This is a genomic window from Pseudomonas syringae group sp. J248-6, assembly GCF_032586995.1.
Lineage (GTDB): Bacteria > Pseudomonadota > Gammaproteobacteria > Pseudomonadales > Pseudomonadaceae > Aquipseudomonas > Aquipseudomonas amygdali.
In genome coordinates this window covers 38,148-64,489 of sequence record NZ_JAWHOP010000020.1, presented here as the reverse complement: position 1 = coordinate 64,489, position 26,342 = coordinate 38,148, and the positions used below count along the sequence as shown (strand labels likewise).

At 58.6% G+C, this 26,342-nt stretch carries 16 protein-coding genes; 6 read left to right on the top strand and 10 right to left on the bottom strand.

The features are described 5' to 3' along the window. The first annotated feature begins 21 nt into the window (after nt 1-21). Nucleotides 22-237, top strand: a complete 216-nt coding sequence (locus tag RYC17_RS21525) for a hypothetical protein (protein ID WP_316904420.1) — start codon at nt 22-24, stop codon at nt 235-237. Nucleotides 238-273: 36 nt separating this feature from the next. Continuing rightward, a complete protein-coding gene (locus tag RYC17_RS21520; RefSeq protein ID WP_316904419.1) occupies nt 274-2,919 on the top strand; it encodes a dermonecrotic toxin domain-containing protein in 2,646 nt (881 codons plus the stop codon). 21 nt (nt 2,920-2,940) lie between these two features. Here the strand turns inward: RYC17_RS21520 and RYC17_RS21515 are convergent, their stop codons facing one another. Both RYC17_RS21515 and putA read right to left on the bottom strand, forming a co-directional pair. Next, nucleotides 2,941-4,743, bottom strand: coding sequence for an acyl-CoA dehydrogenase (locus RYC17_RS21515; protein ID WP_122280658.1), 1,803 nt, complete (start codon nt 4,741-4,743; stop codon nt 2,941-2,943). Nucleotides 4,744-4,969: 226 nt separating this feature from the next. Continuing rightward, entirely contained in the window at nt 4,970-8,923 is a 3,954-nt protein-coding gene (putA, locus tag RYC17_RS21510) for a trifunctional transcriptional regulator/proline dehydrogenase/L-glutamate gamma-semialdehyde dehydrogenase (RefSeq protein ID WP_316904418.1), read from the bottom strand. 448 nt (nt 8,924-9,371) lie between these two features. Here putA and putP point away from each other — a divergent pair, with 448 nt between their 5' ends. Continuing rightward, nucleotides 9,372-10,859 (top strand): sodium/proline symporter PutP, encoded by a 1,488-nt coding sequence (gene putP / locus RYC17_RS21505; RefSeq protein WP_058399863.1) that lies wholly within the window; start codon nt 9,372-9,374, stop codon nt 10,857-10,859. A gap of 96 nt (nt 10,860-10,955) precedes the next feature. On the opposite strand, the gene RYC17_RS21500 is transcribed toward putP, so the two are convergent. Then, a complete protein-coding gene (locus RYC17_RS21500; RefSeq protein WP_058407720.1) occupies nt 10,956-11,627 on the bottom strand; it encodes a polysaccharide lyase family 7 protein in 672 nt (223 codons plus the stop codon). 314 nt (nt 11,628-11,941) lie between these two features. Here RYC17_RS21500 and RYC17_RS21495 point away from each other — a divergent pair, with 314 nt between their 5' ends. Further along, nucleotides 11,942-14,080: an EAL domain-containing protein gene (locus RYC17_RS21495; RefSeq protein WP_058399865.1), complete on the top strand. Its 2,139-nt coding sequence runs from the start codon at nt 11,942-11,944 to the stop codon at nt 14,078-14,080. 33 nt (nt 14,081-14,113) lie between these two features. Beyond that, nucleotides 14,114-14,638 (top strand): M48 family metallopeptidase, encoded by a 525-nt coding sequence (locus RYC17_RS21490; RefSeq protein ID WP_316904417.1) that lies wholly within the window; start codon nt 14,114-14,116, stop codon nt 14,636-14,638. 11 nt (nt 14,639-14,649) lie between these two features. Here the strand turns inward: RYC17_RS21490 and RYC17_RS21485 are convergent, their stop codons facing one another. Together RYC17_RS21485 and RYC17_RS21480 are read right to left on the bottom strand one after the other, a co-directional pair. After that, complete coding sequence (locus tag RYC17_RS21485) at nt 14,650-14,946, bottom strand: helix-turn-helix domain-containing protein (protein ID WP_002551759.1); 297 nt, start codon at nt 14,944-14,946, stop codon at nt 14,650-14,652. A gap of 61 nt (nt 14,947-15,007) precedes the next feature. Then, nucleotides 15,008-15,466, bottom strand: coding sequence for a GNAT family N-acetyltransferase (locus RYC17_RS21480; RefSeq protein WP_002551760.1), 459 nt, complete (start codon nt 15,464-15,466; stop codon nt 15,008-15,010). Between the two features lie 227 nt (nt 15,467-15,693). On the opposite strand from RYC17_RS21480, the gene RYC17_RS21475 reads away from it, so the two are divergent. Beyond that, nucleotides 15,694-16,449: a substrate-binding periplasmic protein gene (locus tag RYC17_RS21475; protein ID WP_316904416.1), complete on the top strand. Its 756-nt coding sequence runs from the start codon at nt 15,694-15,696 to the stop codon at nt 16,447-16,449. On the opposite strand, the gene yccS is transcribed toward RYC17_RS21475, so the two are convergent. From yccS to aceE, 5 genes are all read right to left on the bottom strand, one after another. Beyond that, on the bottom strand, nt 16,412-18,610 hold the full coding sequence (gene yccS / locus RYC17_RS21470; RefSeq protein ID WP_058399868.1) for a YccS family putative transporter: 2,199 nt from the start codon (nt 18,608-18,610) through the stop codon (nt 16,412-16,414). The genes RYC17_RS21475 and yccS overlap by 38 nt on opposite strands. 136 nt (nt 18,611-18,746) lie before the next feature. Beyond that, nucleotides 18,747-19,925: an NAD(P)/FAD-dependent oxidoreductase gene (locus tag RYC17_RS21465; RefSeq protein ID WP_122259383.1), complete on the bottom strand. Its 1,179-nt coding sequence runs from the start codon at nt 19,923-19,925 to the stop codon at nt 18,747-18,749. A gap of 176 nt (nt 19,926-20,101) precedes the next feature. Next, complete coding sequence (gene dbpA / locus RYC17_RS21460; RefSeq protein WP_004654486.1) at nt 20,102-21,481, bottom strand: ATP-dependent RNA helicase DbpA; 1,380 nt, start codon at nt 21,479-21,481, stop codon at nt 20,102-20,104. Nucleotides 21,482-21,782: 301 nt separating this feature from the next. Next, nucleotides 21,783-23,429: a dihydrolipoyllysine-residue acetyltransferase gene (gene aceF, locus RYC17_RS21455; RefSeq protein WP_058407715.1), complete on the bottom strand. Its 1,647-nt coding sequence runs from the start codon at nt 23,427-23,429 to the stop codon at nt 21,783-21,785. Between the two features lie 142 nt (nt 23,430-23,571). Next, complete coding sequence (gene aceE / locus RYC17_RS21450; RefSeq protein WP_058399871.1) at nt 23,572-26,217, bottom strand: pyruvate dehydrogenase (acetyl-transferring), homodimeric type; 2,646 nt, start codon at nt 26,215-26,217, stop codon at nt 23,572-23,574. Nucleotides 26,218-26,342: the final 125 nt, after the last annotated feature.

Below are 26,342 nucleotides of genomic sequence, written 5' to 3'. Positions count from 1 at the left end.
CAGCTATAGAAGGTTTTCATCATGGACGATGAAATTGCAGAAATAAGAGGGGCGGAAATTCGTTCGGCGATAAGCGGGATCCGCATGCAGAGTTCTGGAGGCGGGCGAGCAAATACTTTCGGTCGCGATTACTTCTGGCTGAACCCGGTCAATCTGCAGTCACCCGCTGCCTTTGCTGTCGGGCCTCTGACTGAATCAGTTCACGCGCCTGCCTGCGCAGGGTCGCGTTATAAATAGTTAGTGCCACGTATGCCGTAAGGGGTGATTACGTGCATGACTTCTCTCATACAGGAAGAAGTCATGACGACCCAATCTCTGAAAATACCTGAAACCGATCAGCAACTGCTGCGTGAACGCGCGAAGCAATTTGTTTTCGACTACCCCGATCTGCACGATCTGGCCTATAGCGTAGTCAGCAAGATCATGCTTCAGCACACGAAAAAGGTGTTCAACCCCGACAAGGTCTATTGGCATCGTTTCGGCAGCGCAAGCAGCAGCCCGCGTACATTTACCGGCTGGCGGCATTCCGGCAAACCGCTGCAATCGATGACGTTGATCGAACTGCTCATGCAGAACTTCAACGCCCACGACCAAGAGGCCAGTGATGAGCTTTCCCTTTACGGCGGCTTTTATACCGACGGTCCGGATCATGAGGTGTTCGACGAGCGCAACGAGGTGCCCATGCTGCCGCAGACTTTGCTGGCAGAAATGTGGACGCTGGATTTCAGCTCGCTGTACACCCGCTGCATGGAGCGTTTCTGGAGTGCGCACAGTGAGAATTTTTGTATTCTGGCCAAAGCACACTATTTGGTTGCAGCCGGTAATTGCCTGCGCAAAGGTCAGCTTTCGCCAGACGAATTCAAGCACGTCACTCGATTCGTCGTCACTGATCCCTCGCAGCCTGCGACGCTGAAGGCCTTGCGGGACTCGCCTTTGGTAACGCCTGGCCTTTCGGTGCATACGCTGGATATCAACGGCGTCAAGACTTACGACATGCTGCGTATCGTTATCGCTGATGGCCGGGAAGTGATTTACCGGCCTGATGCCGAGCAGCCTTTTCAGGTGTTCGAAAACGAACGCGCGCTGTACAACTGGCTCAAGGTGCAGTTCGCGAGCGAGCAGGCGGGTAAGGCACTGACAGGCAATTTCCTGCGCGGCGAAGCGGCACGAACACAAGACGGCGTCAGGTTTGCGCGCGGGGTCAGTGAATTGCTCGCACATGACTGGCGTGCCGATGTTCGAATTATCAATCAATCCCGGGCACCCATCGTGGGTGATCCATTTATTCATATGCGTGATATCGCGCGTCAGGTCATGACCGCCGACGCGCATCAGTTGCTGACGTCCAATGCCGATCTGCGCAAGCAGATGTGGATCGGTTATCTAAGTGCCTTCATGCAGGCTTTTGGCGGGCTAGCCGCGTTGGGGTGGCCCATTGCTCTGACGCTGGTTGGCGCAGGCCTCGCCAATACCGGGTTGAACATTGATCAGGCGATCAATGGCAAGACCCCGGCGCAACGTCGCGCTGGTGTATTGGGTGCCATTATCAACACCCTTTACCTGCTTTTTAATCTGCCGCTACTGATGTCCATTCGTACCATGCCTGAGCCTGTGCCATTAGTGCGGGCGGATGTCGTGTCGCTCCCCGGTGAAGTTGTGGAAAGTGGCGTGATTGTCGATCCGCTGGAAAACATGGAAGGCAACCTGCTGCTGGAGAGCCTCACGCCTTCAGCCGAAGAAGGCAGGTTTCGTGGCGTTTACTCATTGGGCAATGGCGAAACCTGGATCAAGCTTGCGCGGTTGCCGTACCGCGTGATGTTCAGTGAGCAACAGCAGTGCTGGTTCATCGTTGACCCTGACAATCCTTTTGCGTTCGTTGGCAGTAAGCCGGTTCGCTTGGGGCTCGACGGGGAATGGACGCTGATCCAACCACCTGGCTTGCAGGGTGGCTCGCCTATGGATCCGCAGGTGCCGTCTACCAGCTCATCAGTCCCGCCAGGAAAACCTTATGCAACAGTGCATTCAACGTTCTGGGACAGGTACCTGCAAACGGACATATTCAATGAGCAATATTATGCAGAAAGAGCCCTGACTCGTCAGAAAGAGGTCATGGATATCTGGGAGCCAACCACGGACGATGTTCTGGAGTCTGACTCTTCACCCGAAGGCGATGAAGTGTACCGGGACCCGTGGCACGGTAAACACAGGGTGTTCAAGCTGGGCGAGGACGACTATTACGGCGCTAACATCATGCTCTATACCCAGGAGGATACGGTGTTCAATCGATTCCTGCGTACAGGCGAACGTAGGGGCTCCAATCAGGTAAGGTTCATCGAGCGTCTTGCCGACGACATCCAGGTGGTGGGCTATAGCAATGATGTCGAGTTGTATCGGGGTGGCAGCGGTGATCGGGGTACCTCGGGTGCCGTGTTCCGCAGCGGGCAGATCAAGATCGGCGATGTGCTGGTCAATACCGATATCACTTCGTTCAGTGAAAACCCCTACGTGGTCAGCGCGTTTGCCAGCAGTCGAGCCGGCGCTCCTACTAACGCGGTGATTGGGCCGATAACGTTCGATGATACTTCGGTGGTCTTTGTGTTGCCCAAAGGACGGTATTTGAGGGCCACGCCGATCGCGCCATTTTCAGCCTCGCCCGATGAGGCCGAATCGATCTTTTTGCCTGGTTGTTATTTTCAAATCGAGAGTATCGAAGAAGTGGTCGGCGAGTTTTACCGCATCATGAAAGTCCAGATGCAGGAGGTCGATCGCCCGGTTCAGGGAAGAGCGCTTTACGATATGCGCACGGGCGAGCCATTCAGTCGAGAGCAATACGCGCTCAAGTTGGGGGCAGATGCCAAGGCATTGGTCGACCGGTTCTTTCCACAGAACCCGATGACTGACCTGTTCAGCCCTCACTGATCAAGCGCCGCCCGGTTTTATTTAAAACCAGCCATCGCGCATGGCAAGGCAAGTGTCATCGCGGTTTTCCAGAATGCTCAGTTCGTGATGGCAGCCCGGTACTTCCCAGGTCAGGAAGTACCGGGCTGCTTGAAGCTTGCCCTTGTAGAAGTCGCTGTCGGCCGAATGACCTTTGCCCAGACCTTCCTCAGCGCGAATCGCCTGTTCCAGCCAGCGCCAGCCAATAATGGTATGGCCGAATACCTTGAGGTACAGCGCCGAATTGGCCAGCGTACTGGTGATTCTGCCTTGCGCCAGATCGGTCAGCAGACCGAGGGTGACAGCCTGCACATGAGTGACCAATTGCTCCAGAGGTTGGCGCAGCTCATGAAGTGAGTCGTAAACCTGCGCCCGCTCGCATGTGTCGGATATCAGGCGCAGCAGTTGCTTGAGGCCGGTGCCGCCATTTTGCGCCAGCTTGCGACCAAGCAGGTCCAGCGACTGAATGCCGTGAGTGCCTTCATGAATCGGATTAAGCCGGTTATCGCGGTAGTACTGCTCAACGGGGTATTCGCGGGTATAGCCGTGACCACCGAGAACCTGAATCGCCAGCTCGTTGGCCTTCAGGCAGAACTCCGAAGGCCAGGACTTGACCACCGGAGTCAGTAAGTCCAACAGTTCATGGGCATGCTTGCGGGCGTCGTCGGTTTCGCCGGTCTGTGTGTCGTCGAACAGTCGCGAGGCATACAGGCACAGGTCGAACGCGCCTTCTACATACGCTTTCTGGGTCAGCAGCATACGCCGCACGTCGGCGTGCTGAATGATCGGAACAGGCGTGCTCTCGGGGCTTTTGCTGTCAGGCAGCCGACCTTGAGGTCTATCGCGGGCATAATCCAGAGAGTACAGATACCCCGAATAGCCGAGCATGACCGCGCCCAGGCCGACGCCGATGCGTGCCTCGTTCATCATCTGGAACATGTAACTCAAACCATGATGAGGCTTGCCGACCAGATAGCCGACACACTCACCGTTATCGCCGAAATTCAGCGCGGTGGAGGTCGTGCCTTTCCAGCCCATCTTGTGAAACAGGCCCGCCAGCAGCACATCGTTGCGCTTGCCGAGGCTGCCGTCGTCGTTGACCAGAAACTTGGGCACGATGAACAGCGAGATACCTTTGACCCCGCCAGGGGCATCCGGCAGTTTTGCCAATACCATGTGCACGATATTTTCCGAAAGCGCGTGATCACCACCCGAGATGAAAATCTTGTTGCCACGCAGCCGGTAGGTGCCGTCGTCTGCCGGTTCGGCGCGGGTGCGGATGTCTGACAGCGACGAACCTGCGTGTGGCTCGGTCAGGGCCATGGTGCCGAAGAAGCGCCCCTCGATCATCGGTTGCAGAAAGCGCTGTTTTTGTTCGTCGTTGCCAAAACTCTCAATCAGATTCGCCGCGCCCATGGTCAGGAACGGGTAGGCCGTGGTTCCGACATTGGCTGCCTGAAAGTGGGCAAAGCAGGCCTGTGACAGTAGGGTCGGCAACTGCATGCCGCCCGCTTCAAAATCACGCGATGCATTGAGAAAACCAGCGGCGAGAAACGCATCCACAGCAGGCTTGACCTCGGGGATCAGAATCGCTTCGCCATTTTCATAGCGCGGCTCGTTTTCGTCAGCCTTGCGGTTGTGCGGCGCAAAATACTTTTCCGCGATAGTACGCGCCGTCCCCAGCGCTGCATCAAAGGTTTCCCGCGAATGCTCGGCAAACCGCTCACGCCGCGTCAGCCCTTCGGCGTCCAGCACTTCATACAGCTCGAAAGCCAGGTTTCGGGAACTGAGCAGCGACTCGGACATGATGGCGTACCTATTCTTGGAATGGCTCAAGTCTAGGTCGGGTTGAGGAGGGAGGGTAGCAAGATTGATTCGGGTGATGGTCGAGCGTGTGCGGGGGGTATCGAGAGCGGACGCGGAGTGTCCAGAGCATGGGAACGGTCGGTGTCTTTCGGACACCTCTCGTTCCGCACGCTCCAGCATGGGAATGCCTTTCTTGACGCTCTGCGTCATCTGTTACCGAGCGACATCAGCCGATCGTCATCAGGCTCGCATTGCCACCCGCCGCCGCGGTGTTGACGCTCAATGCCCGCTCTATCACCAGGCGTTCCAGCGGCACGTTGGTTTCGCCGTGGGACAGGCCATTGACGCCGACGATTGCACCGCTGCGCTGGGCGATCTGCTGGCAGATGGCGCGTAGCTGATCGGAATCGCCGTGGTGCAGGACGGCGTCGAAGATGATTTCGTCCTTGGTCCAGTCAGGGATCAGCTTGATGCGTGCCTGCACATCCTTTGGCAGACGAGCGCGCAATGGCTTGCTGATGTCTGTTTCCGGCCACACGGCAGAACTGCCGACAGCCAGCACGGCCGCCAGTTGAATCAGCAGGTCGTTCTCGTCATCCGCCAGGCAAAGCACGTGTTCACGCGGCAGAATCGCATAGCTGTTGCGCTCGCCGGTCGGCCCCGCCAGCTGGCGAGTGATGCCGCTTTGCGATTGCTCGGCGTATTGGCTGCACAGGGCATCCAGATCGCTTTGCTGATTACTGGCTGCCCAGGCCTTCAAGGCTTGCAACGGTTTGTTGAGGATGTCACGCAGGCGGGTGTCCGGAGCAGACAGTGCATCACTGCGCACGAACGATTTCTCGATGGCATCCTGCGGACGCGTCGACAGCAGGCGGTACAGGTACAGCGGGCCACCGGCTTTAGGGCCGGTACCGGACAAGCCTTCGCCGCCAAATGGCTGGACGCCCACCACAGCACCGACGATGTTACGGTTTACATAGACGTTGCCTGCGTTGACGTTGTCGATGACCTTGGCGATGGTCTCGTCGATGCGGGTATGAACACCAAGGGTCAGGCCGTAGCCGGATGCATTGATCTGGTCGATCAGCAGGCCCAGTTCCTTGCGCTTGTAGCGCACCACATGCAGCACCGGGCCGAAGATTTCGCGTTGCAGCTCATCGAAGCTTTCCAGCTCGATCAGGGTCGGCATCACGTAGGTGCCACGCTTAAGCTCCGTGCTGTCGGCAATGGCCACCTGATAAACCGTACGGCCTTTGTCGCGCATGGCCTGGATGTGTTTTTCGATACCCGCCTTGGCCTCGGCATCGATCACCGGGCCGATGTCCACGGACAGGCGCTCCGGGTTGCCGAGGCGGCTCTCGGCCATCGCCCCCTTGAGCATTTCGATGACGCGGTCCGCAGAGTCTTCCTGCAGGCACAGCACGCGCAGTGCCGAGCAGCGTTGCCCGGCGCTGTCGAACGCCGAAGAAACCACGTCGATGACAACCTGTTCGGTCAGCGCCGAAGAGTCGACGATCATCGCGTTCTGACCGCCGGTTTCGGCGATCAACGGGATGGGGCGGCCCTGCGAGTCCAGGCGACCCGCCACGTTGCGTTGCAGCAGGCGGGCGACTTCAGTGGAACCGGTGAACATCACGCCTTTGACGCGTTCGTCGCCGACCAGCCCGGCACCTACGGTTTCACCGCGCCCCGGTAACAATTGCACCACGCCTTCCGGGATGCCGGCTTCAAGCAGCAGGCGCACGGCCTGGGCGGCAATCAACGGTGTTTGCTCAGCCGGTTTGGCCAGCACCGGGTTGCCCGCAGCCAGTGCAGCAGCGACCTGACCGCTGAAAATTGCCAGCGGGAAGTTCCACGGGCTGATACAGACCACCGGCCCCAACGGACGATGGGCGTCGTTGGTGAAATCATTGCGCGCCTGTACGGCGTAGTAACGCAGGAAATCGACGGCTTCGCGCACTTCGGCGATGGCGTTGGCGAAGGTCTTGCCCGCCTCACGGACCAGCAGGCCCATCAAGGGCTGGATGTCGCTTTCCATCAAGTCGGCAGCACGTTCCAGAATTGCGGCGCGTTCGGCGGGTGGTGTTGCCTGCCAGATCGGACCAGCGCTCAAGGCGCACTGGATAGCGTTATCGACATCCTGCAGCGAGGCTTCCTGAACATGACCGACCACATCACGCAGGTCCGATGGGTTCAACGCGGCAGTCAGTGTGCCTGCGCTGGCTGGGCAGCCGAGCATGGGGGCGGCTTTCCAGTCATTGTGCGCCGTGGCGAGCAGGGCCGAGGACAGCGAAGCGAGACGATGCTCGTTGGCCATGTCGATGCCGCTGGAGTTGGCGCGCTCGGTGCCATACAGGTCGCGCGGCAGCGGAATACGCGGGTGCGGCAGGCCGAAACCGCCTTCCTGTGTTGCCATGCGTTCGATCTGGCTGACCGGGTCGGCCACCAGTTCCTGAATGGAGATCGAATGGTCGGCAATCCGGTTGACGAACGACGTGTTGGCACCGTTTTCCAGCAGACGACGCACCAGATAGGCCAACAGCGTTTCATGCGTTCCGACCGGAGCGTACACGCGGCATGGACGATTCAGCTTGCCGTCGGCGACCTTGCCTACAACTTGCTCGTACAGCGGCTCACCCATGCCATGCAGGCACTGGAACTCATACTGGCCGGGGTAATAATTCTGCCCGGCGATCTGGTAAATAGCCGCCAGGGTGTGGGCGTTGTGTGTGGCGAATTGTGGATAAATGACTTCCGGTGCCGCCAGCAGCTTGCGGGCACAGGCGATGTACGAGACGTCGGTGTACACCTTGCGCGTGTACACCGGATAGCCTTCCAGGCCTTCGACCTGGGCGCGCTTGATTTCGCTGTCCCAATACGCGCCCTTGACCAGACGGATCATCAGGCGGTGGCGACTGCGCCGAGCCAGATCGATCACGTAATCGATCACATAAGGGCAGCGCTTCTGGTAAGCCTGAATCACGAAGCCAATGCCGTTCCAGCCAGTCAACTGCGGTTCGAAGCACAGGCGTTCGAGCAGATCCAGCGACAGCTCCAGGCGATCAGCTTCTTCGGCATCAATGTTCAGGCCGATGTCGTACTGCTTGGCCAGCAGGGTCAGCGACAGCAGGCGCGGGTACAGTTCTTCCATCACGCGCTCGTACTGGGCGCGGCTATAGCGCGGGTGCAGTGCCGACAGCTTGATGGAAATGCCCGGGCCTTCGTAGATGCCGCGGCCGTGGGAGGCCTTGCCGATGGAGTGTATGGCCTGCTCGTAGGACGCGAGATACTTCTGCGCATCATGCTCGGTAAGCGCCGCTTCACCCAGCATGTCGTAGGAGTAGCGGAAGCCCTTGGCTTCAAAACGACTGGCATTGGCCAGGGCTTCGCCGATGGTTTCGCCGGTGACGAACTGCTCGCCCATCAGGCGCATGGCCATGTCGACGCCCTTGCGGATCATCGGTTCGCCGCTCTTGCCGATGATGCGGCTCAGCGAAGATGTGAGACCTGCCTCGTTGTGAGTGGCGACCAGCTTGCCGGTCAGCAGCAGGCCCCAGGTGGCAGCGTTGACGAACAGCGACGGGCTGTTGCCCAGATGCGGCTGCCAGTTTCCGTTGCTGATCTTGTCGCGAATCAAGGCATCGCGCGTGCCCTTGTCCGGAATGCGCAGCAACGCTTCGGCCAGGCACATGAGTGCAACGCCTTCCTGCGAGGACAGCGAAAATTCCTGCAACAGGCCTTGAACAATGCCAGCGCGGCCGCCAGCGCTTTTCTGGTTACGCAGCTTTTCGGCAATCGACGCGGCCATCTTGTTGGTGGCTTCGGCAACAGGTGCGGTCAGGCGCGCCTGCTCCAGCAGCATCGGCACCACTTCCTGCTCGGGGCGGCGGTAGGCGGAGGTGATGGCGGCCCTCAGTACCGACTGCGGTTGAATGCTCTCGGCAAAATCAAGAAAGCATTGCAGGCCAGTGTCTTCCGCCACTTCGCCACGGTCTTCGCTGTCTTTGCCAGTCGCGCCATTGAGCTCCAGCAAGGTTGCACCACTCTCCAGTTTTTCCAGGTAATTGAAAATCGCCTGCTTGATCAACCAGTGCGGTGTGCGGTCGATCGAATGGGCGGCGGCTTTCAATCGCTCGCGGGTCGGGTCGTCAAGTTTGACGCCTAGAGTAGTGGTGGCCATGTGTTGTCCTCATTATAGCCACGCGGCGGTGGCATCGGCTTTGGCAAAGATTAGCGCCGTGACGGGGTCAGGTGCAACCGAGTGCAACCCTGTTTCGACAATATTTTGTGACATTCCCGGCAAGCGGCCCGCAATAGCGTTGCTTTGCCCAGAGCTGGTGCGTGATTGTTTGTAGATAGGGCCGAAAACGCCCTAAAATGGCGCAGAAAAACGCCTTTATTGGTTTTTTTGTAACAGGTGCAACTTGCACGTTGAAATGGGTTGCACCTTGTTTGGTTTGTTTAATAGGATTCATTCCCGCGGTGCAACCGCCAGCAATTGATTGCCGATCCTTGCGGAGCGATCAGTCAACGCGGTGTCGGGTGCAAAAGTACGGATGCGCCGAATATCGGTCGCTATTCCCTTTGGCACCGGGTGCCAACATAAAAACAATGCCAAGGCAGAACTCATGAGTGTCAGCAACCCTACCTTGATCACGTTTGTGATCTATATAGCGGCAATGGTCTTGATCGGCCTGATGGCCTATCGCTCTACCAACAACCTTTCGGATTACATCCTCGGCGGGCGCAGCCTGGGCAGCGTGGTAACAGCGCTTTCAGCAGGAGCCTCGGACATGAGCGGCTGGCTGTTGATGGGGTTGCCGGGGGCTATCTATATGTCCGGCCTGTCGGAAAGCTGGATCGCCATTGGTCTGATCATCGGTGCCTACCTGAACTGGCTGTTCGTGGCTGGTCGTCTGCGCGTGCAGACCGAGCACAACGGTGACGCCCTGACCCTGCCGGATTACTTCAGCAGCCGCTTCGAAGACAACAGCGGCCTGCTGCGCATCATCTCGGCCATCGTGATTCTGGTGTTCTTCACCATCTATTGCGCCTCGGGCATCGTTGCTGGCGCGCGTCTGTTTGAAAGCACCTTCGGCATGTCCTACGAAACCGCCCTGTGGGCTGGCGCTGCGGCGACCATTGCCTACACCTTCGTCGGTGGTTTTCTGGCCGTGAGCTGGACCGACACCGTACAAGCCACGCTGATGATCTTCGCCCTCATCCTGACGCCGATCATCGTCCTGCTGGCGACAGGCGGGGTAGATACCACCTTCCTGGCCATTGAAGCGAAAGATCCGACCAGCTTCGACATGTTCAAGAACACGACTTTCATCGGCATCATTTCCCTGCTTGGCTGGGGTCTGGGTTATTTCGGCCAGCCGCATATTCTCGCGCGCTTCATGGCGGCTGATTCGGTCAAGTCGATTGCCAGCGCCCGACGAATCTCCATGGCCTGGATGATCCTGTGTCTGGGCGGTACTGTGGCGGTAGGCTTCTTCGGTATCGCTTACTTCTCCGCGCACCCGGATGTGGCAGGGCCGGTGACCGAGAACCCCGAGCGGGTGTTCATCGAACTGGCCAAGCTGCTGTTCAATCCATGGGTTGCCGGTGTGCTGCTGTCGGCCATTCTGGCTGCGGTGATGAGTACGCTGAGCTGTCAGTTGCTGGTGTGCTCCAGCGCGCTGACCGAAGACTTCTACAAGGCTTACCTGCGCAAGGGCGCTTCGCAGGTTGAGTTGGTGTGGGTCGGGCGTGCGATGGTGTTGCTGATCGCGATCATTGCCATTCTGCTGGCCGCCAACCCCGAGAACCGCGTGCTGGGGCTGGTGAGCTATGCCTGGGCAGGGTTCGGCGCAGCATTCGGCCCTGTGGTGCTGATATCTGTGCTGTGGAAAGGCATGACACGCAATGGTGCGCTGGCCGGGGTAATAGTCGGTGCGGCGACTGTCGTACTCTGGAAACAGTTCAGTACCCTTGGTCTGTATGAAATCATCCCGGGTTTCATCCTTGCCAGCATCGCCATCGTGGTATTCAGCCTGATCGGCAAGCCTGCGTCGGCGTCCATGCAGACACGTTTCCTGGCGGCTGAGCAGGAGTTCAAAGCCAACCGCTGATAGCGCTGCTTAATGAACTGATGAAATAAAAGCGGCCCGCACTTTCTGCAAGTGCGGGCCGTTTTTTTAGCGCTTGATTCAAGGCCTGCGCGCGGCTCAGCTCTTGTTGTGATCAATATCGAGATTATAAAAAGTGGCCCTGCCACCTTCGGAGGTATACCCGGTATTGTCTTGGGTATAAACACCGGCCTTGAAATACAAAGGCTTGTCGCGCCAGGTCTCGCTGATGCGCTTGCTCCAGTCGGTGTCATTGACACTGACAGTCAATTTCCCGCCCTTGCTCAGGTGAATGACGTAATTGAATGTCTGATTGAGCTTCACACCGTCGACTATCTTATAGACCTTGCTTTCGTCGTCATCGAAACGATTGCGAACTTTCGCAACGATTTCTCCACTCTTGGTGTCTTCCTTGTATTGATACTCGACTTTAAGAAGAGGCTCGGTGCTTTCATAGGCATGTATCTGGCCGATCACGATCTTGCCGGAAGAAGGCACCTGATCGACTTCCAGTTTAGCGTTCAGATAGTTGTCCGCATCGGGATATACCCAATTGTGCAGTGATCCATCTGACCATGTTTCCCGTAACTCGCTGCGTGAATATTTGGCGTTTTCGGTTTTGGTCCCGGTTACCGGAGACCAGAACACAATGGAGTCCGATTTCGATTTGAAGTATTTGCCGTCATAACCTTTCACAAGCTGAGCGGTCGTAATGGTCCTGGGAGGTGAGTCCACTGGAATGCTGAGTTGGTACGATCCAAGATCGATCATTTTTAATCCTTCCGCGCATGTCTTTTGCTACCAAGGGGGCACCTCTAGCAAGAGGGTTTGATCACGTTTTATACGGATTGTAGGGCGATTTGTTAATGAAAAATTGTCGAACCAATGACGTCAAAGTGCTGTCACTTTTCCTGCAGGGCAGAGCCTGCAACGCGTGCAGAGAATGACCGTTAGTCGGGTAGATCGAACTTTGATGGTAGGGAAGGGGTGCCTTGCTTCTGCTTTTTGCGAGACGGGGCTAGAGTTATTCCAAAGTATGACGGTCGTCCTGAAACTCAGGCGTCATGCCCACACAGAGAAGCAGCATGGAACGCGTGCCAACACAGCCACATGATGGCTCTTCGGTTTTACTGGTTGTAGACGATTATCCGGAAAATCTGGTGACGATGTGTGCTGTTCTGCAAAGAACGGATTGGCATATTGTGACTGCGAGTTCAGGAATCGAAGCATTGACGGTGCTTCTTGAACAGGAAGTCGACCTGGTTCTGCTGGATGTGCAGATGCCGGGCATGGACGGCTTCGAAGTTGCCCGGTTGATGCGAGGCAGTCAGCGCACCCGCCTGACGCCCATTATCTTTCTCACGGCCAATGAGCAGACCCAGGATGCCGTGCAGAAAGGGTATGCAAACGGCGCGACGGATTACCTGTTCAAACCCTTCGACCCGAACGTTCTCAAGCCCAAGGTGCAGACCCTGCTTGAGCAACAGCGTAACCGTCGTGCGCTGCAACAGCTTTCGCTGGAGCTTGAATCGGCTCGTGCGTTCAATGCGTCAGTGCTGGCCAACGTCGCCGAAGGCATTCTGGTCGTTGATGAGGCGGGCACCATCAGTTTTGCCAATCCCGCCATCTGCCAGTTGTTGAACGCTTCGGTCGATCAACTGCGCGGCACGCAAGTGCTGGATTACATCATCGAACCGCAAGTGGGCGACTGGCTGGAGTCAGGCTTCTACAAACACTATCGCAAGGCCGACACCTACCGGGTGCACGATGCCATTCTGCGTACCGCACAAGGCACGCAGTTGCCGGTTGCCTTGTCTTGCGCGGCGCTGCCTGCGGAGCAGAAGGCGATGGTGCTGACGGTTCTGGATATGTCGGTAGTCCGTGATCTCTATCAGCAACTTGAAAAACAGGCTGTTACCGACGCGTTGACAGGCCTGCTCAATCGCCGCGGGCTTTATCAGGCCGTTGAAGGCATGCTCCTGCGCAAGGAGCAGACAGACAAATACCTGGTTGTGCTGTTCATGGACCTGGACGGCTTCAAGCAGATCAATGATGCGCTGGGTCATGACGCCGGTGATCAGGTATTGCTCTGGGTCGCCGAGCAGTTCAAGGACAGCATGCGTCCCTATGATGTTCTGGCGCGCATTGGCGGCGACGAATTCACGGTTGTGATCGACGGGCTTGATTACCCCGAACAGGCGGCCAAAATCGCTGAAAAACTCATTGAACGGGTGTCGGGAAGGCGCCAGGTCGACGGTGTCGAAATCACCCTGGGTGCCAGTGTCGGTATCGCGACCTTTCCGGACTGCGGCTCGAATCTGGACGGTTTGCTGCGTGCGGCAGATATCGCCATGTATGAGGCCAAGCGTGCAGGGCGTCAGCAATACCGGTTCTACGACCAGAATATGAACGGACGCGCCCGCTCACGGCTGATGCTTGAGGAAAGTGTGCGCACGGCCATCGACGGCAAGGATTTCTCGGTGGTGTACCAGCCCCAGATCCATGTCGCGGATGGTCGCCTGCGTGGTTTCGAAGCGTTGCTGCGCTGGCAGCATCCGGCGGTCGGCGAGGTACCTCCTGCGCTGTTCATTCCCTTGCTTGAAGAGACCCGACTGATCAACCGGCTCGGCAGCTGGATTTTCGATCAGGGCGCCGAACAGCGTCAGGCGTGGAGCCGGGTATTTGCTGCCGATGTGGTGCTGAGTGTCTGTGTCAGCCCCACGCAATTCTGCATGCCCAACCTGGCTTCGGAGCTGAAGCGTGCCATGGATCGCTTCGAGCTCAAGCCAGGACAGATCGAGGTGGAAATCACTGAAAGCGCTCTGGTGCATAACCTTACGCATAGCCATAAACAGCTGAAGTCACTGCATGACGTCGGCGTGCGTATTGCGCTGGACGACTTCGGCACTGGCGAATGCTCGCTGTCGCACTTGCGCAATCTTCAGCTCGACACCTTGAAGCTGGACAGGCGTTTTGTCGCCAATATTGTCGAGTCCAGGCGCGAGGCGGCGATGGCCAGCAGCATCATCGACCTGAGTCGCAACCTCGATATGCTGGTCATTGCCGAAGGGGTGGAGACCTGCGAGCAATACCAGTGGCTGGCGGACAATGGCTGTCAGGTCATGCAGGGCTTTCTGATCGCGCATCCGATGGTGTCCGAAGACGCGCTGCACTTTCCAGGGCACTTTGAGGTGGCAGGCTTGAGGTCGGGTGGATTGTTGTAGAATGGCGTCTTTCGTCATCATGCAAAAGGCCCCATGACTGCCGCCAGCCATGCTCCACTCAAATACCTGCAGGCTTATCCGCAAGCCCTGCAGGATCAAGTGCATCAGTTGATTGCCCTGAACCGTCTGGCGGACTATCTGGAGCAGCGCTACCCGGAGCGTCATCAGATACAAAGCGACAAGGCTCTTTACGCCTACGCGCTGGCGCTCAAGCAGGATCACCTGCGCAATGCGCCGGCCATCAGGAAGGTGCTGTTCGATAATCGCCTGGACCTGACCCATCGCGCGCTTGGGTTGCACACCAAAATATCCAGAGTGCAGGGCGGCAAGCTCAAGGCAAGCAATGAGATTCGCGTGGCCGCCTTGTTCAAGGAAGCCCCTGCTCAATTCCTGAAGATGATCGTGGTTCACGAACTCGCGCATTTTCGCGAGTCAGACCATAACAAGGCGTTCTACCAGTTATGCGAGCACATGCTGCCCGGGTATCACCAGCTGGAATTCGACCTGCGCGTCTACCTGACCTATAACGAGCTGCAAGCTTCGAACGGCAAGCTTTAAGCTCGCAGCTGCTAGGGATACCCGAGCACGGCCTTGATGCTGTTCAGGTTGCGGGCGATCCATGTTTTGTCGATGGCGCCCCAATTGCGAATACGGTAATTGCCTGCGTGATTGCGGGCACCTTCCTGCTGTTCGAACTCACACACGATGTCCAGATCGGAGAGCGCGCTGATGGTGTCCTGAGCGGTGCGGCGTGGCATGCCGGTCACGGCTGTCAGTTCGGGTACGCTGCTGGCGAGCTTCGAATCAATCAGGTACGCCACATACAGGCGGCGATAGAAACTGCTTTTGGTCTTGCTGACCTCCATCGACGAATCCCTTTTCAATGCTTTCAACGTGCAGCTTGCAGCTCAAGGCGTGCAACTGCTTTTAGTCCAGATCGCGGCGCATGCCGATGTGGGGGATGTCGTCTTCCAGATAGACCTCGCCCACCGGGTTGAAGCCGTAGCGGCTGTAGTAGCCTTGCAGGTGGGCCTGTGCCGACAGATAGATGGGCTGGTCAGGCCATTTGCGTTCGGCATTTTCCAGGGCCTGCTCCATCAGTTCATGGCCAATGCCCCGGCTGCGAATCGAAGGGGCTGTCACGACTCGCCCGATAGTGACGTCGCCGCCCTGCTGGATAGGGTCCAGCAAGCGCAGATAGGCGACCAGCTTGTCTTCCTGCCAGGCCATCAGGTGGCAGGTATCGCCCGTCAGGTCCTGCCCGTCCACGTCCAGATACACGCATTGCTGCTCGACCACAAACACCTCGGCGCGCAGTTGCAGCACGGCATACAGCTGCTGGATGCTCAGCTCGGTGTGATGTTTGCAGATCCATTTGATAGACATGTCGCAGACTCGCAGGGAAACCAGAAGCGAAGTCTAAACGTATCCGCCGACATTCCCAATAAACGCTGTCAACGATGTGCGTGCAGCTTTACTGAGCATGTTCCCCTCCCGGCTTGTCTACTGACTGCTTGAGGTCTTCAATTAAAAGCTGCAGGCACTCTCATGAGTGATGGTTTTGCTGCCGATAGGATTAAATCGGGAATGCCGCCCTTTTCAGGAACCTGAGTATGTCGCAGTGGCTTCGAGCGGTTGGGTTGCTGGTCTTTTTGCTGATGGCGCACGCCAGTGCAGCCGAGAAACTGCGCCTTGTCGCTGACCCCTGGCCACCTTTTACCGATGCGCTGCTGCTCAACGGCGGACTTGCGACCGATATCGTCAATACGGCGTTGCGCCGCGCCGGATACACCACCCTGTATGAGCAAGTGCCTTGGGCGCGGGCAATGCTGGGGTTGGGTGAGGGGCGGCACGATGTGCTGATCAACGCATGGTTCAGCGACGATCGCACAAAAATTGGTCAGTTTTCAGCCGAATACCTGCTCAATCGGGTGCGCTTCATCAAACGCAAGGAATCGTCTATCGAGGTTCGGAGCCATGAACAACTGCACAATTACATGATTGCGGTTGTACGCGGTTATGCCTATTCCCCAGCGTTTGACAGCGACAGCCTGCTCAAGAAGGTCCCTGTACAAAACTTTTCCACAGCTGTTCGCATGCTGGCTGCCGAACGTGTGGACCTGACACTGGAGGACGAATACGTCGCTCGCTATAACCTGGCGATGGAGCCCGACGAGGTTCGCGACCGTGTCGAGTTTCTACCCGGCTCGTTGAGCGAGAACAGTCTGCACATTCTGGTCAGCCTGAAAAATCCTCACCACGCAAAAATTGTCGCCGATTTTGATCGTGAAATTGCCGCCATGAAGGCCGACGGCACCTACGACGAGCTGTTCAGACTGCATGGGCTGCAACAGCCTCCGGAGCTTTGATCAGATGAGCGGCAAGGGTGCGTAGCGGTGCCAGCTGGCGGCAGATCAAGGCTAGCTGTGCCTGTACCAGACGCTGGCTTTCGTCCATCTCTTCCGGCAGCTGTTCCAGTTGCGCAGCCAGTGCTTCCTCTGCGTCACTCTGTACAGCGACCGGTTTCTTCTCGGCCAGCCCTGCGGCGATTTCGTCGATGCTGGCTGCCAGTGTAGCGCCGACGTTATCGATCAGGTGTTCGCGGACATCGCCGGGCAATTGGGTATCACGGTGCGCGCCGAGGCCGGAAAGGTAGCTCAGCAGCGTATGTGACAGCACCAGAAAGCGGAAGCCGACATCGGCCTCCTTGCGGAAGTGACCGGGCTCCATAAGCATGTTTGCCAGTGTGGTCGACAGCGCGGCGTCGGCATTGTGGGCGTTGCGCCGTGCCAGTCGATAGGTAAGGTCGTCACTCTTGCCCTTGGCGTACTGCTGCATGATCTGGCGCAGGTAAATGCTGTTGCAGGTCAGGGTGTTGGCCAGCACCTTGTTCAGGCGTCGCCCTTGCCAGTCCGGCAGGAACAGGAACACCGCGAGCCCGGCGATCAGGCTGCCCAGCAGCGTATCGAACAGCCGGGGCAGGAACAGCCCGTAACCGTCGCCGACCTGATTGAAACAGAACAGCACCATGACCGTGATGGCGGCGGTCGACAGGGTGTAGCGCGTGGTGCGATTGACGAAGAACACCACACCGGCCAACACCGCGCACATCGATTGCAGAATCGGACTGGTAACCAGATCGAACAGTACCCAGCCGACCGTCAGACCTATTGCCGTGCCAATGATCCGCTGGCCGAGTTTACGCCGGGTGGCGCCATAGCTCGGCTGGCAGACAAATACCGTGGTCAGGATGATCCAGTAGCCCTGTGACGGGTGAATCAGGTGCACCATCGCATAACCGATGGTCAGCGCCAGCGGCAGGCGCAGGGCGTGGCGGAACAGCAGCGAGGTCGGGGTCATCTGCAGGCGCAGGCGGGTCCAGACATCCTTGAGGTTGCGCGGTGAGCGGTCCAGCAGGCTGCTGTCGGTGGCATCGGCCACGGCATCCGGGTTGCTGGCGTCGCTGATCAGGCGATCCAGCGTGCCGAGGTTGGCAGCCAGCGCGCGCAGCGAACGTAACAGGCCGCGCCATGCAGGATTGCTCTGGATGCGCAGGTGTTCCAGGGAGGCGTGCAGGTCTTCCATGGCTTCTGCAAAGCTTGGGTCGTATACGAACGGCTGACGCAACTGGATGGATTCCGACAGGGCCTGACAGGCAACGCCCTGTTGACGCAGCAGGCGCTGGCAGCGGAACAGCACATCGCTGTGGAAAAAGGCGTCGGCCAGCGAGTTGTAGGGGTAGTGCGACGAGCTGGCGCGCTCGTGGATGTCCTGGGCGATGAAATACAGCTTCAGGTAGCGGCTGACTTTCGAACCGGGGCGGCCGCTGCCGACACGGTGCAGGATGATTTCCTTGGTGGAGTTCAGTGCGGCGACCACTTTGCCGTTCTGCTGCGCCAGTTCCAGGCGGCGGGCCTCCACATTGAGCGTGCGGATCGGCTCAAACAGCGTCGACTTGAGTTTCAGGTACTGCCCCAGCTCACGGAACAGTCGGGCCAGCGCCTGTTGCACCGGCTGGTTGGAAAACAGCATCTGCCACAGCACCGACAGCAGGCCGTACCAGGCTGCACCCGCCACCAGCAGCATCGGCTCATGCCAGAAGTCCAGCACCTCGCCGCCGCGCTGATCGACGCCGATCATGGTGTAGACCGAGAGAATCAGCGTGCCATAGGCAATCGCGCCATAGCGTTCGCCCAGCGCGCCGAGCATGGTCAGGCAGAAGCTGGCCAGCGCCAGTGAGCAGACAAACAGCCAGGGGTAGGGGAACAGCAGTTCTACGGCGAGTGCGGCAACACTGAAGCACACCAGCGTCACGGCCAGAGCATTGAGCCGGCCTTGCCAGCTGTCGTCGGTTTCAGCCAGTGCGCAGGCAATAATCCCCAGAAACAGCGGGATCAGCAAGGCCATCTCGTTTTGGTACCAGCACAGCGCCATGCTGCCGGTTAGTGCGATAAAGACTCGAACGCTATAGCTGAATTTATCCAGCGCCCACAATCGACGGAATGTATGACGGAGAGATTTCGATGCCATGGGTAAGCTGACGGCCCTGTTCGCAATTGATCAATTCTGCAGGAGGATATGTACAGACCAAATGACTGGCTGTACATCCGCCTGGCAAAATTTATACCGGTTTGCAGTGTCGTGATGTTACGCCACGCGCACTACGTCACACGTACTGCGCCGCTGCGTACGCCGAGGCCCACGCCCACTGAAAGTTGAAGCCGCCCAGATGACCGCTCACATCGAGCACTTCGCCGACGAAATAGAGGCCGGGGGATTTCAGTGACTCCATGGTCTTGGACGACACTTCACGGGTATCGATGCCACCCAGCGTCACTTCAGCGGTGCGATAACCCTCGGTGCCTGCCGGGACCACCTGCCAGCTCGCCAGCTTTTCGGCGATGTCGGCCAGTTCGGCATGGGTGTACTGCTTCATGGGTTTGGACACGAACCAGTGTTCGGCGATCAGATTGGCCATCTTCTTGGTGAAAATCTCGCCCAGCAGGGTTTTCAACTCACTGTTGGGACGCTCGGCCTGTTGCTGACTGAGCCAGGTGGGCACATCGTGATCGGGCAGCAGGTTGATTTCCACGGTGTCACCGGGCTGCCAGAACGAAGAGATCTGCAGGATCGCCGGACCACTGAGGCCGCGATGCGTGAACAGGATGTTTTCGCGGAAGCTGGTGTCATTGCAACTGACCAGGCAATCCACCGATGTGCCTGAAAGCTCTGTGCACAGCTCCTTGAGCTGATCGGTGATGGTGAACGGCACCAGGCCTGCGCGGGTGGGCAGCAGCGTGTGGCCGAACTGCTTGCCGACCTGATAGCCGAAACCGGTTGCGCCCAGCGTCGGAATCGACAGCCCGCCCGTGGCGATGACCAGCGCCTCGCAGCTCAACGTGCCCAGCGTGGTTTGCAGGCTGTAGCCGGATTCGGTCTTTTCGATCTGCTGCACGGAGGTGTCCATGTGCAGGCTGACACCGGCCTGTCGACATTCCTCCAGAAGCATTTCCAGAATGTCGCTGGACTTGTTGTCACAGAACAGCTGACCGAGCTTCTTCTCGTGATAAGGCACGCCATGTTTGGCGACCATCGCGATGAAATCCCACTGGGTGTAGCGCGCCAAGGCCGATTTGCAGAAGTGCGGGTTCTGCGACAGGAAGTTGGCCGGCTCGGTGTACATGTTGGTGAAGTTGCAGCGCCCCCCACCGGACATGAGGATCTTCTTGCCGGGTTTGTTGGCGTGATCGATCAACATCACCCTGCGCCCGCGAGCGGCAGCGGTAAACGCGCACATCAGACCAGCGGCGCCAGCGCCAATGATTACAACGTCGGTAACGGGCACAGCGTGGTTCCTCGATCTGTAGGTCACGATCGTTCCCATGCTCCGCGTGGGAATGCCTCTCGTGACGCTCTGCGTCACATACCTGCGCCGCACCACCTATTCAAAATCGGACGCAGAGCGTCCAGAACTGCGTCCCCACGCGGAGCGTGGGAACGATAATCCAGCTAACGACTATTTCAGAGGATTCGCACGCGCAGCGACTTGCCTTTGATCTTGCCGTTGTTCAGACGCTCCAGCGCCTGTTTGGCCATGCTGCGTTCGACGGCGACGTACGCCTGGAAATCGAAGATCGCGATCTTGCCCACCTGAGTGCCCGCAATACCCGCTTCGCCGGTCAGCGCGCCAAGAATGTCGCCCGGGCGCAGTTTGTCCTTGCGACCCGAACCGATGCACAGCGTCGTCATGGTCGGCAGCAGCTTGCCGCCTTCCTTGATACTTAGCTGATCGTACTGCTGCCAGTTCAACGGGGCTTTCTGCAATTCTTCGATAGCGCGGGCGCGCTGGCTTTCCGACGGTGCCACAAGGCTGACCGCGATGCCTTTTTCGCCTGCGCGACCGGTACGGCCTACGCGGTGAATGTGGATTTCCGAATCTCGCGCCAGCTCGACGTTGATCACCATGTCCAGTGCGTCGATGTCCAGGCCGCGTGCCGCCACGTCGGTGGCGACCAGTACCGAGGTACTACGGTTGGCGAACATCGCCAGCACCTGATCACGGTCACGCTGTTCCAGATCGCCATGCAGGCCGACGGCAGACATGCCTTTGGCGGTCAGGTGGTCGACCACTTCCTGAACCTGCTGCTTGGTGAAACAGAACGCCACACAGGACGCCGGACGGAAATGACCGAGTACCTTGACCACCGCTTCCAGACGCTGCTCCGGAGAGATTTCATAGAAAATCTGCTCGATCTGGCTGTCGGCGTGCAGTGCTTCGACTTTGACAGTCTGAGGGTCGCGCATGAATTTCGACGACAGTTGCTTGATGCCAACCGGGTAGGTCGCGGAGAACAGCAGGGTCTGACGACGTTGCGGGGTCTGCTCGATGATGTCGGCGATGGCGTCGTAGAAGCCCATGTCCAGCATGCGGTCGGCTTCATCGAGAATCAGCGTGTTCAGGCCGTCCAGCACCAGCGAACCCTTGCGCAAATGCTGCTGAATACGCCCAGGCGTACCGACGATGATGTGCGCGCCGTGCTCCAGCGAGCCGATCTGCGGGCCGAATGAAACGCCGCCACACAGGGTCAGGACCTTGATGTTGTCTTCCGAGCGCGCCAGACGGCGGATTTCCTTGGCCACCTGATCCGCCAGTTCGCGGGTCGGGCACATGACGAGTGCCTGGCAACCGAAGAACCGCGGGTTGATCGGGTTGAGCAGGCCGATACCGAAGGCAGCGGTCTTGCCGCTGCCGGTCTTGGCTTGCGCGATCAGGTCCATGCCCTTGAGGATCACCGGCAGGCTCTGCGCCTGAATCGGTGTCATTTCGGCATAACCAAGCGACTCCAGGTTAGCCAGCATGGCAGCGGACAGAGGCAGAGAATTGAAAGCGGTGTTAGTCACGACGGTGGACCTGCAAAACAAAAATGTCGCGTAGTGTATCACCCGCCAGCCAGACCTGGCACCGCGATAGAGGCTGTGGGAGCGAGCTTGCTCGCGAAGGGGCCCGTACAGCACCAGAAGATGGTTCGTGAGCAATGCGGATCGCCGCCCCGGTCACTCCCACAGGATCCAACAATGAGCGCGGAGCATGGGCGCAATAGCCAGGCAAAAAAATCCCCGCTGGAGGGCGGGGTTGAGGTTCGAGCGTGGCAGCTCGCAAAGGTGTACGGCAAGGCCCGTCGTGGTGACGGGCCTGGCTGGCTTACAGCAGGATTGTGCGGATATCCGCCAGCAATTCGCTCAAGCGCTTGGTGAAGCGGGCGGCGGCTGCACCGTTGATCACGCGGTGATCGTAGGACAGCGACAGCGGCAGCATCAGTTTCGGCTGGAAGGCTTTGCCGTCCCAGACTGGCTGAATGGTGGCCTTGGAAACACCGAGGATAGCCACTTCCGGCGCGTTGACGATCGGCGTGAAGCCGGTGCCGCCAATGTGGCCGAGGCTGGAGATGGTGAAGCACGCGCCCTGCATGTCGTTCGCAGTCAGCTTTTTGTTGCGTGCCTTTTCAGCCAGTGCTGCGGCTTCGGCGGCCAGCTGCAACAGGCTCTTCTGGTCGACGTCGCGGATAACCGGGACCAGCAGGCCATCCGGGGTGTCCACGGCAAAGCCGATGTGCACGTACTTCTTGCGGATCACCGCCTTGCCGCTAGGTGCCAGCGAAGCGTTGAAGTCCGGCAGCTCCTTGAGCAGGTGGGCGCAGGATTTGAGCAGCAGTGGCAGAACGGTCAGCTTGACGCCAGCTTTCTCGGCAGCGCCTTTCTGCGCCACACGGAAAGCTTCCAGGTCGGTAATGTCGGCCTGGTCGAATTGCGTGACGTGCGGAATGTTCAGCCAGCTGCGGTGCAGACCCGAAGCGCCAAGTTGCATCAGGCGCGTCATCGGTACTTCTTCGATCTCGCCGAAACGGCTGAAATCGACTTCCGGGATCGGCGGGATGCCCGAGCCGCCGCTTGCGCCGCCAGCTGGAGCTTCCTTGGCCTTCTGCATCATGGTCTTGACGTAGACCTGAACGTCTTCTTTCAACACGCGACCGTGTGGGCCGGTGGCGCTGACTGCGCTCAGCTCGACGCCGAACTCGCGTGCCAGCTGACGAACAGCCGGGCCTGCGTGAACCTTGGCGCCGTCTTTGGCCGGTGCAGCCGGAGCAGGTGCTGCTTCGGCTTTCGGCGCTGGAGCAGCGGCCGGTGCAGCCGCTTCAGCCTTGGCAGGAGCGGCAGCCGGTGCGCTGGCAGCAGGTGCCGGAGCAGCGGCGGGCGCTGCGCCTTCGACTTTCAGTTTGAGGATCAGGTCGCCGGTGCCGACTTCCTGGTCCAGCTTGACTTCGATGCTCTCGACAACGCCTGCTGCAGGAGACGGGATCTCCATGCTGGCCTTGTCGGATTCCAGGGTGATCAACGACTGATCAGCCTGAATGGAGTCACCGACCTTGACCATCAGCTCGATGATTTTGGCCTTGCCCGACGAGCCGATGTCCGGCACGTGGATGTCCTGAACGCTGGCGCTGGCTGCCGGAGCAGGCGCAGCAGCGGCAGGTGCCGGTGCAGCTTCAGCCGGTTTTTCGGCAGCAGCAGGGGCCGCGGCAGGTTCGGCTGCGGGGGCAGGAGCGGCAGCCGCTTCGCCTTCCACTTCCAGCTCGAACAGCTCGTCGCCTTCTTTCAGACGGTCGCCCAGCTTGACCTTCATGGCCTTGATGACGCCAGCCTTGGGAGCAGGGATTTCCATGCTCGCCTTGTCCGATTCCAGCGTCAGAATGCTCTGGTCGGCTTCGATGCGATCACCGACCTTGACCATCAATTCAATGACTTCGCCTTCACCGTTGCCGATGTCGGGTACGCGAATTAACTCACTCACTATGTCTCTCCTTAGGAGAACCTGTTCACTCACCAATACGCTGGTTCAGTTACAACGAAACAGCGTTGGATGCTCATTTACGGTAGGTAAATTCCGCATCCTCGGCTGTTTACGCTCTGATCAGCGCTCTTGAAGCAGACTCTTAGCAGTCCAGTGGATTGCGTTTTTCAGGATCGATGCCGAACTTGGCGATGGCTTCCGCCACCACTTTAGGTTCGATATCGCCACGATCCGCCAAAGCTTCCAGAGCTGCCAGCACAACGAAGTGACGATCGACTTCAAAGAAGTGACGCAGCTTCTTGCGGCTGTCGCTACGGCCGAAACCGTCGGTGCCCAGGACTTTGTATTCCTTGGTTGGAACCCACTGACGAATCTGGTCAGCGAACAGCTTCATGTAATCCGTCGATGCAATGACCGGACCTTTGCGACCGTTGAGGCACTGCTCAACATAGCTCAGTTCCGGCTTCTGGCCAGGGTGCAGGCGGTTGTTGCGCTCTACAGCCAGACCGTCGCGACGCAGTTCGTTGAAGCTGGTAACGCTCCAGACGTCAGCGCCGATGTTGAACTCGTCACGGAGAATCTTCGCCGCTTCGCGAACTTCACGCAGGATGGTGCCCGAGCCCAGCAACTGGACGTGGTGCGCCGCTTCTCTGGTGTCTTCTTCGAGCAGGTACATACCCTTGACGATGCCTTCTTCCGCACCGGCCGGCATGGCTGGCTGGGCGTAGGACTCGTTCATCACGGTCAGGTAGTAGAAAACGTCCTGCTGCTCTTCGAACATCCGGCGCATGCCGTCCTGGATGATCACTGCCAGCTCGTAACCGTAAGTCGGGTCGAAGGTGCGGCAGTTCGGGATGGTCGACGCCAGAATGTGGCTGTGACCGTCTTCGTGCTGCAGGCCTTCGCCGTTCAGCGTGGTACGGCCGGCGGTGCCGCCGATCAGGAAACCACGGGTGCGGCTGTCGCCAGCAGCCCATGCCAGGTCGCCGATACGCTGGAAACCGAACATCGAGTAGAAGATGTAGAACGGAATCATCGGCTGGTTGTGGCTGGAATACGAAGTACCGGCAGCGATGAAGGAGGACATGGCGCCCGCTTCGTTGATGCCTTCCTCGAGAATCTGGCCTTTCTTGTCTTCGCGATAGAACATCACTTGTTCTTTATCGACTGGCTCGTAGAGCTGGCCGACCGAAGAGTAGATGCCCAGCTGGCGGAACATGCCTTCCATACCGAAGGTACGCGCTTCGTCCGGGATGATCGGCACGATGCGCTGACCGACTTCCTTGTCCTTGACCAGCTGCGCCAGGATGCGCACGAAAGCCATGGTGGTGGAGATTTCACGGTCGCCCGAACCGTCAAGGATGGCCTTGAGGGTATCGAGTGGCGGCGTCGGCAGGCTGAAGCTCTGCGCGCGACGCTGAGGTACGAAGCCACCCAGCGCAGCACGACGCTCGCTCAGGTAACGGGCTTCGGCGCTGCCTTCTTCCGGCTTGTAGAACGGCAGGGCTTCGAGTTCGGAGTCCTTGACCGGGATGTCGAAACGGTCACGGAAGTGACGCAGGCTGTCGACATCGACCTTCTTGGTGTTGTGTGCAGTGTTTTTCGCTTCGCCGGCGCCGGTGCCATAACCTTTGATGGTCTTGGCCAGAACCACGGTCGGTTGACCCTTGTGGTTGACGGCTTCGTGGTAGGCCGCATAAACCTTGTACGGGTCGTGGCCGCCACGGTTGAGTTTCCAGATCTCGTCGTCGGACAGATCGGCAACCATTGCCTTGAGTTCAGGCGAGTTGAAGAAGTGCTCGCGGACGAACGCGCCGTCCTTGGCCTTGTAGTTCTGGTATTCGCCGTCGATGACTTCGTCCATACGACGTTGCAGGATACCGTCGACGTCCTTGGCCAGCAGCGGGTCCCAGAAACGGCCCCAGATGACTTTGGTGACGTTCCACTGAGCGCCACGGAACACGCCTTCGAGTTCCTGGATGATCTTGGCGTTGCCGCGAACCGGGCCGTCGAGGCGCTGCAGGTTGCAGTTGACGACGAAGATCAGGTTGTCGAGCTTTTCGCGACCGGCCAGAGCGATGGCGCCCAGGGATTCCGGCTCGTCGGTCTCGCCGTCACCCAGGAAGCACCAGACTTTCTGCTTGCCTTCCGGGATGTAACCGCGGTGTTCCAGGTACTTCATGAAGCGCGCCTGGTAGATCGCCTGGATCGGGCCAAGGCCCATCGATACAGTCGGGAACTGCCAGAAATCCTTCATCAGCCACGGGTGTGGGTAAGACGACAGGCCGTTGCCGTCGACTTCCTGACGGAAGTTGTTCATCTGGTCTTCGGTGATACGGCCTTCGAGAAACGCACGGGCATAGACGCCTGGCGATGCGTGACCCTGGAAGTAGATCAGGTCGCCGCCGTGTTCGTCGGTCGGGGCCTGGAAGAAGTAGTTGAAGCCGATGTCGTACAGCGTGGCGCTGGAGGCGAAGCTGGAGATGTGGCCGCCCAGATCCGGGTCGTTCAGGTTGGTTTTGACGACCATTGCCAATGCGTTCCAGCGCACCAGCGAGCGAATGCGGCGTTCCATGAACAGGTCGCCAGGCATGCGTGCTTCGTGGGTGACAGGAATCGTGTTGCGGTATGGCGTAGTGATGGCGTACGGCAGCTGCGAACCACTACGGGTGGCCAGCTCGCCCAAACGGGTCATCAGGTAGTGAGCGCGGTCTTCGCCTTCTTTGTCGAGAACCGATTCCAGGGCGTCCAGCCATTCCTGGGTTTCGACGGGATCGAGGTCTTGCATGGCTTGCTCCAGGGCGGAAAGGCTTCCAGAATCGGTTGCCTGAGTTTGCGACTGGCCTTGTGGGCAGACGACATAAATTCTTGGATTACCGGAGGGTGGGATCCGGCGGCGTGTAGTTTTACTAC

Excerpts from the sequence above, each read along its gene's own strand:
- RYC17_RS21525 (WP_316904420.1), top strand. The coding sequence starts at position 22 with ATGGACGATGAAATTGCAGAAATAAGAGGGGCGGAAATTCGTTCGGCG.
- RYC17_RS21520 (WP_316904419.1), top strand. The coding sequence starts at position 274 with ATGACTTCTCTCATACAGGAAGAAGTCATGACGACCCAATCTCTGAAA.
- RYC17_RS21515 (WP_122280658.1), bottom strand. The coding sequence starts at position 4,743 with ATGTCCGAGTCGCTGCTCAGTTCCCGAAACCTGGCTTTCGAGCTGTAT.
- putA (WP_316904418.1), bottom strand. The coding sequence starts at position 8,923 with ATGGCCACCACTACTCTAGGCGTCAAACTTGACGACCCGACCCGCGAG.
- putP (WP_058399863.1), top strand. The coding sequence starts at position 9,372 with ATGAGTGTCAGCAACCCTACCTTGATCACGTTTGTGATCTATATAGCG.
- RYC17_RS21500 (WP_058407720.1), bottom strand. The coding sequence starts at position 11,627 with ATGATCGATCTTGGATCGTACCAACTCAGCATTCCAGTGGACTCACCT.
- RYC17_RS21495 (WP_058399865.1), top strand. The coding sequence starts at position 11,942 with ATGGAACGCGTGCCAACACAGCCACATGATGGCTCTTCGGTTTTACTG.
- RYC17_RS21490 (WP_316904417.1), top strand. The coding sequence starts at position 14,114 with ATGACTGCCGCCAGCCATGCTCCACTCAAATACCTGCAGGCTTATCCG.
- RYC17_RS21485 (WP_002551759.1), bottom strand. The coding sequence starts at position 14,946 with ATGGAGGTCAGCAAGACCAAAAGCAGTTTCTATCGCCGCCTGTATGTG.
- RYC17_RS21480 (WP_002551760.1), bottom strand. The coding sequence starts at position 15,466 with ATGTCTATCAAATGGATCTGCAAACATCACACCGAGCTGAGCATCCAG.
- RYC17_RS21475 (WP_316904416.1), top strand. The coding sequence starts at position 15,694 with ATGTCGCAGTGGCTTCGAGCGGTTGGGTTGCTGGTCTTTTTGCTGATG.
- yccS (WP_058399868.1), bottom strand. The coding sequence starts at position 18,610 with ATGGCATCGAAATCTCTCCGTCATACATTCCGTCGATTGTGGGCGCTG.
- aceE (WP_058399871.1), bottom strand. The coding sequence starts at position 26,217 with ATGCAAGACCTCGATCCCGTCGAAACCCAGGAATGGCTGGACGCCCTG.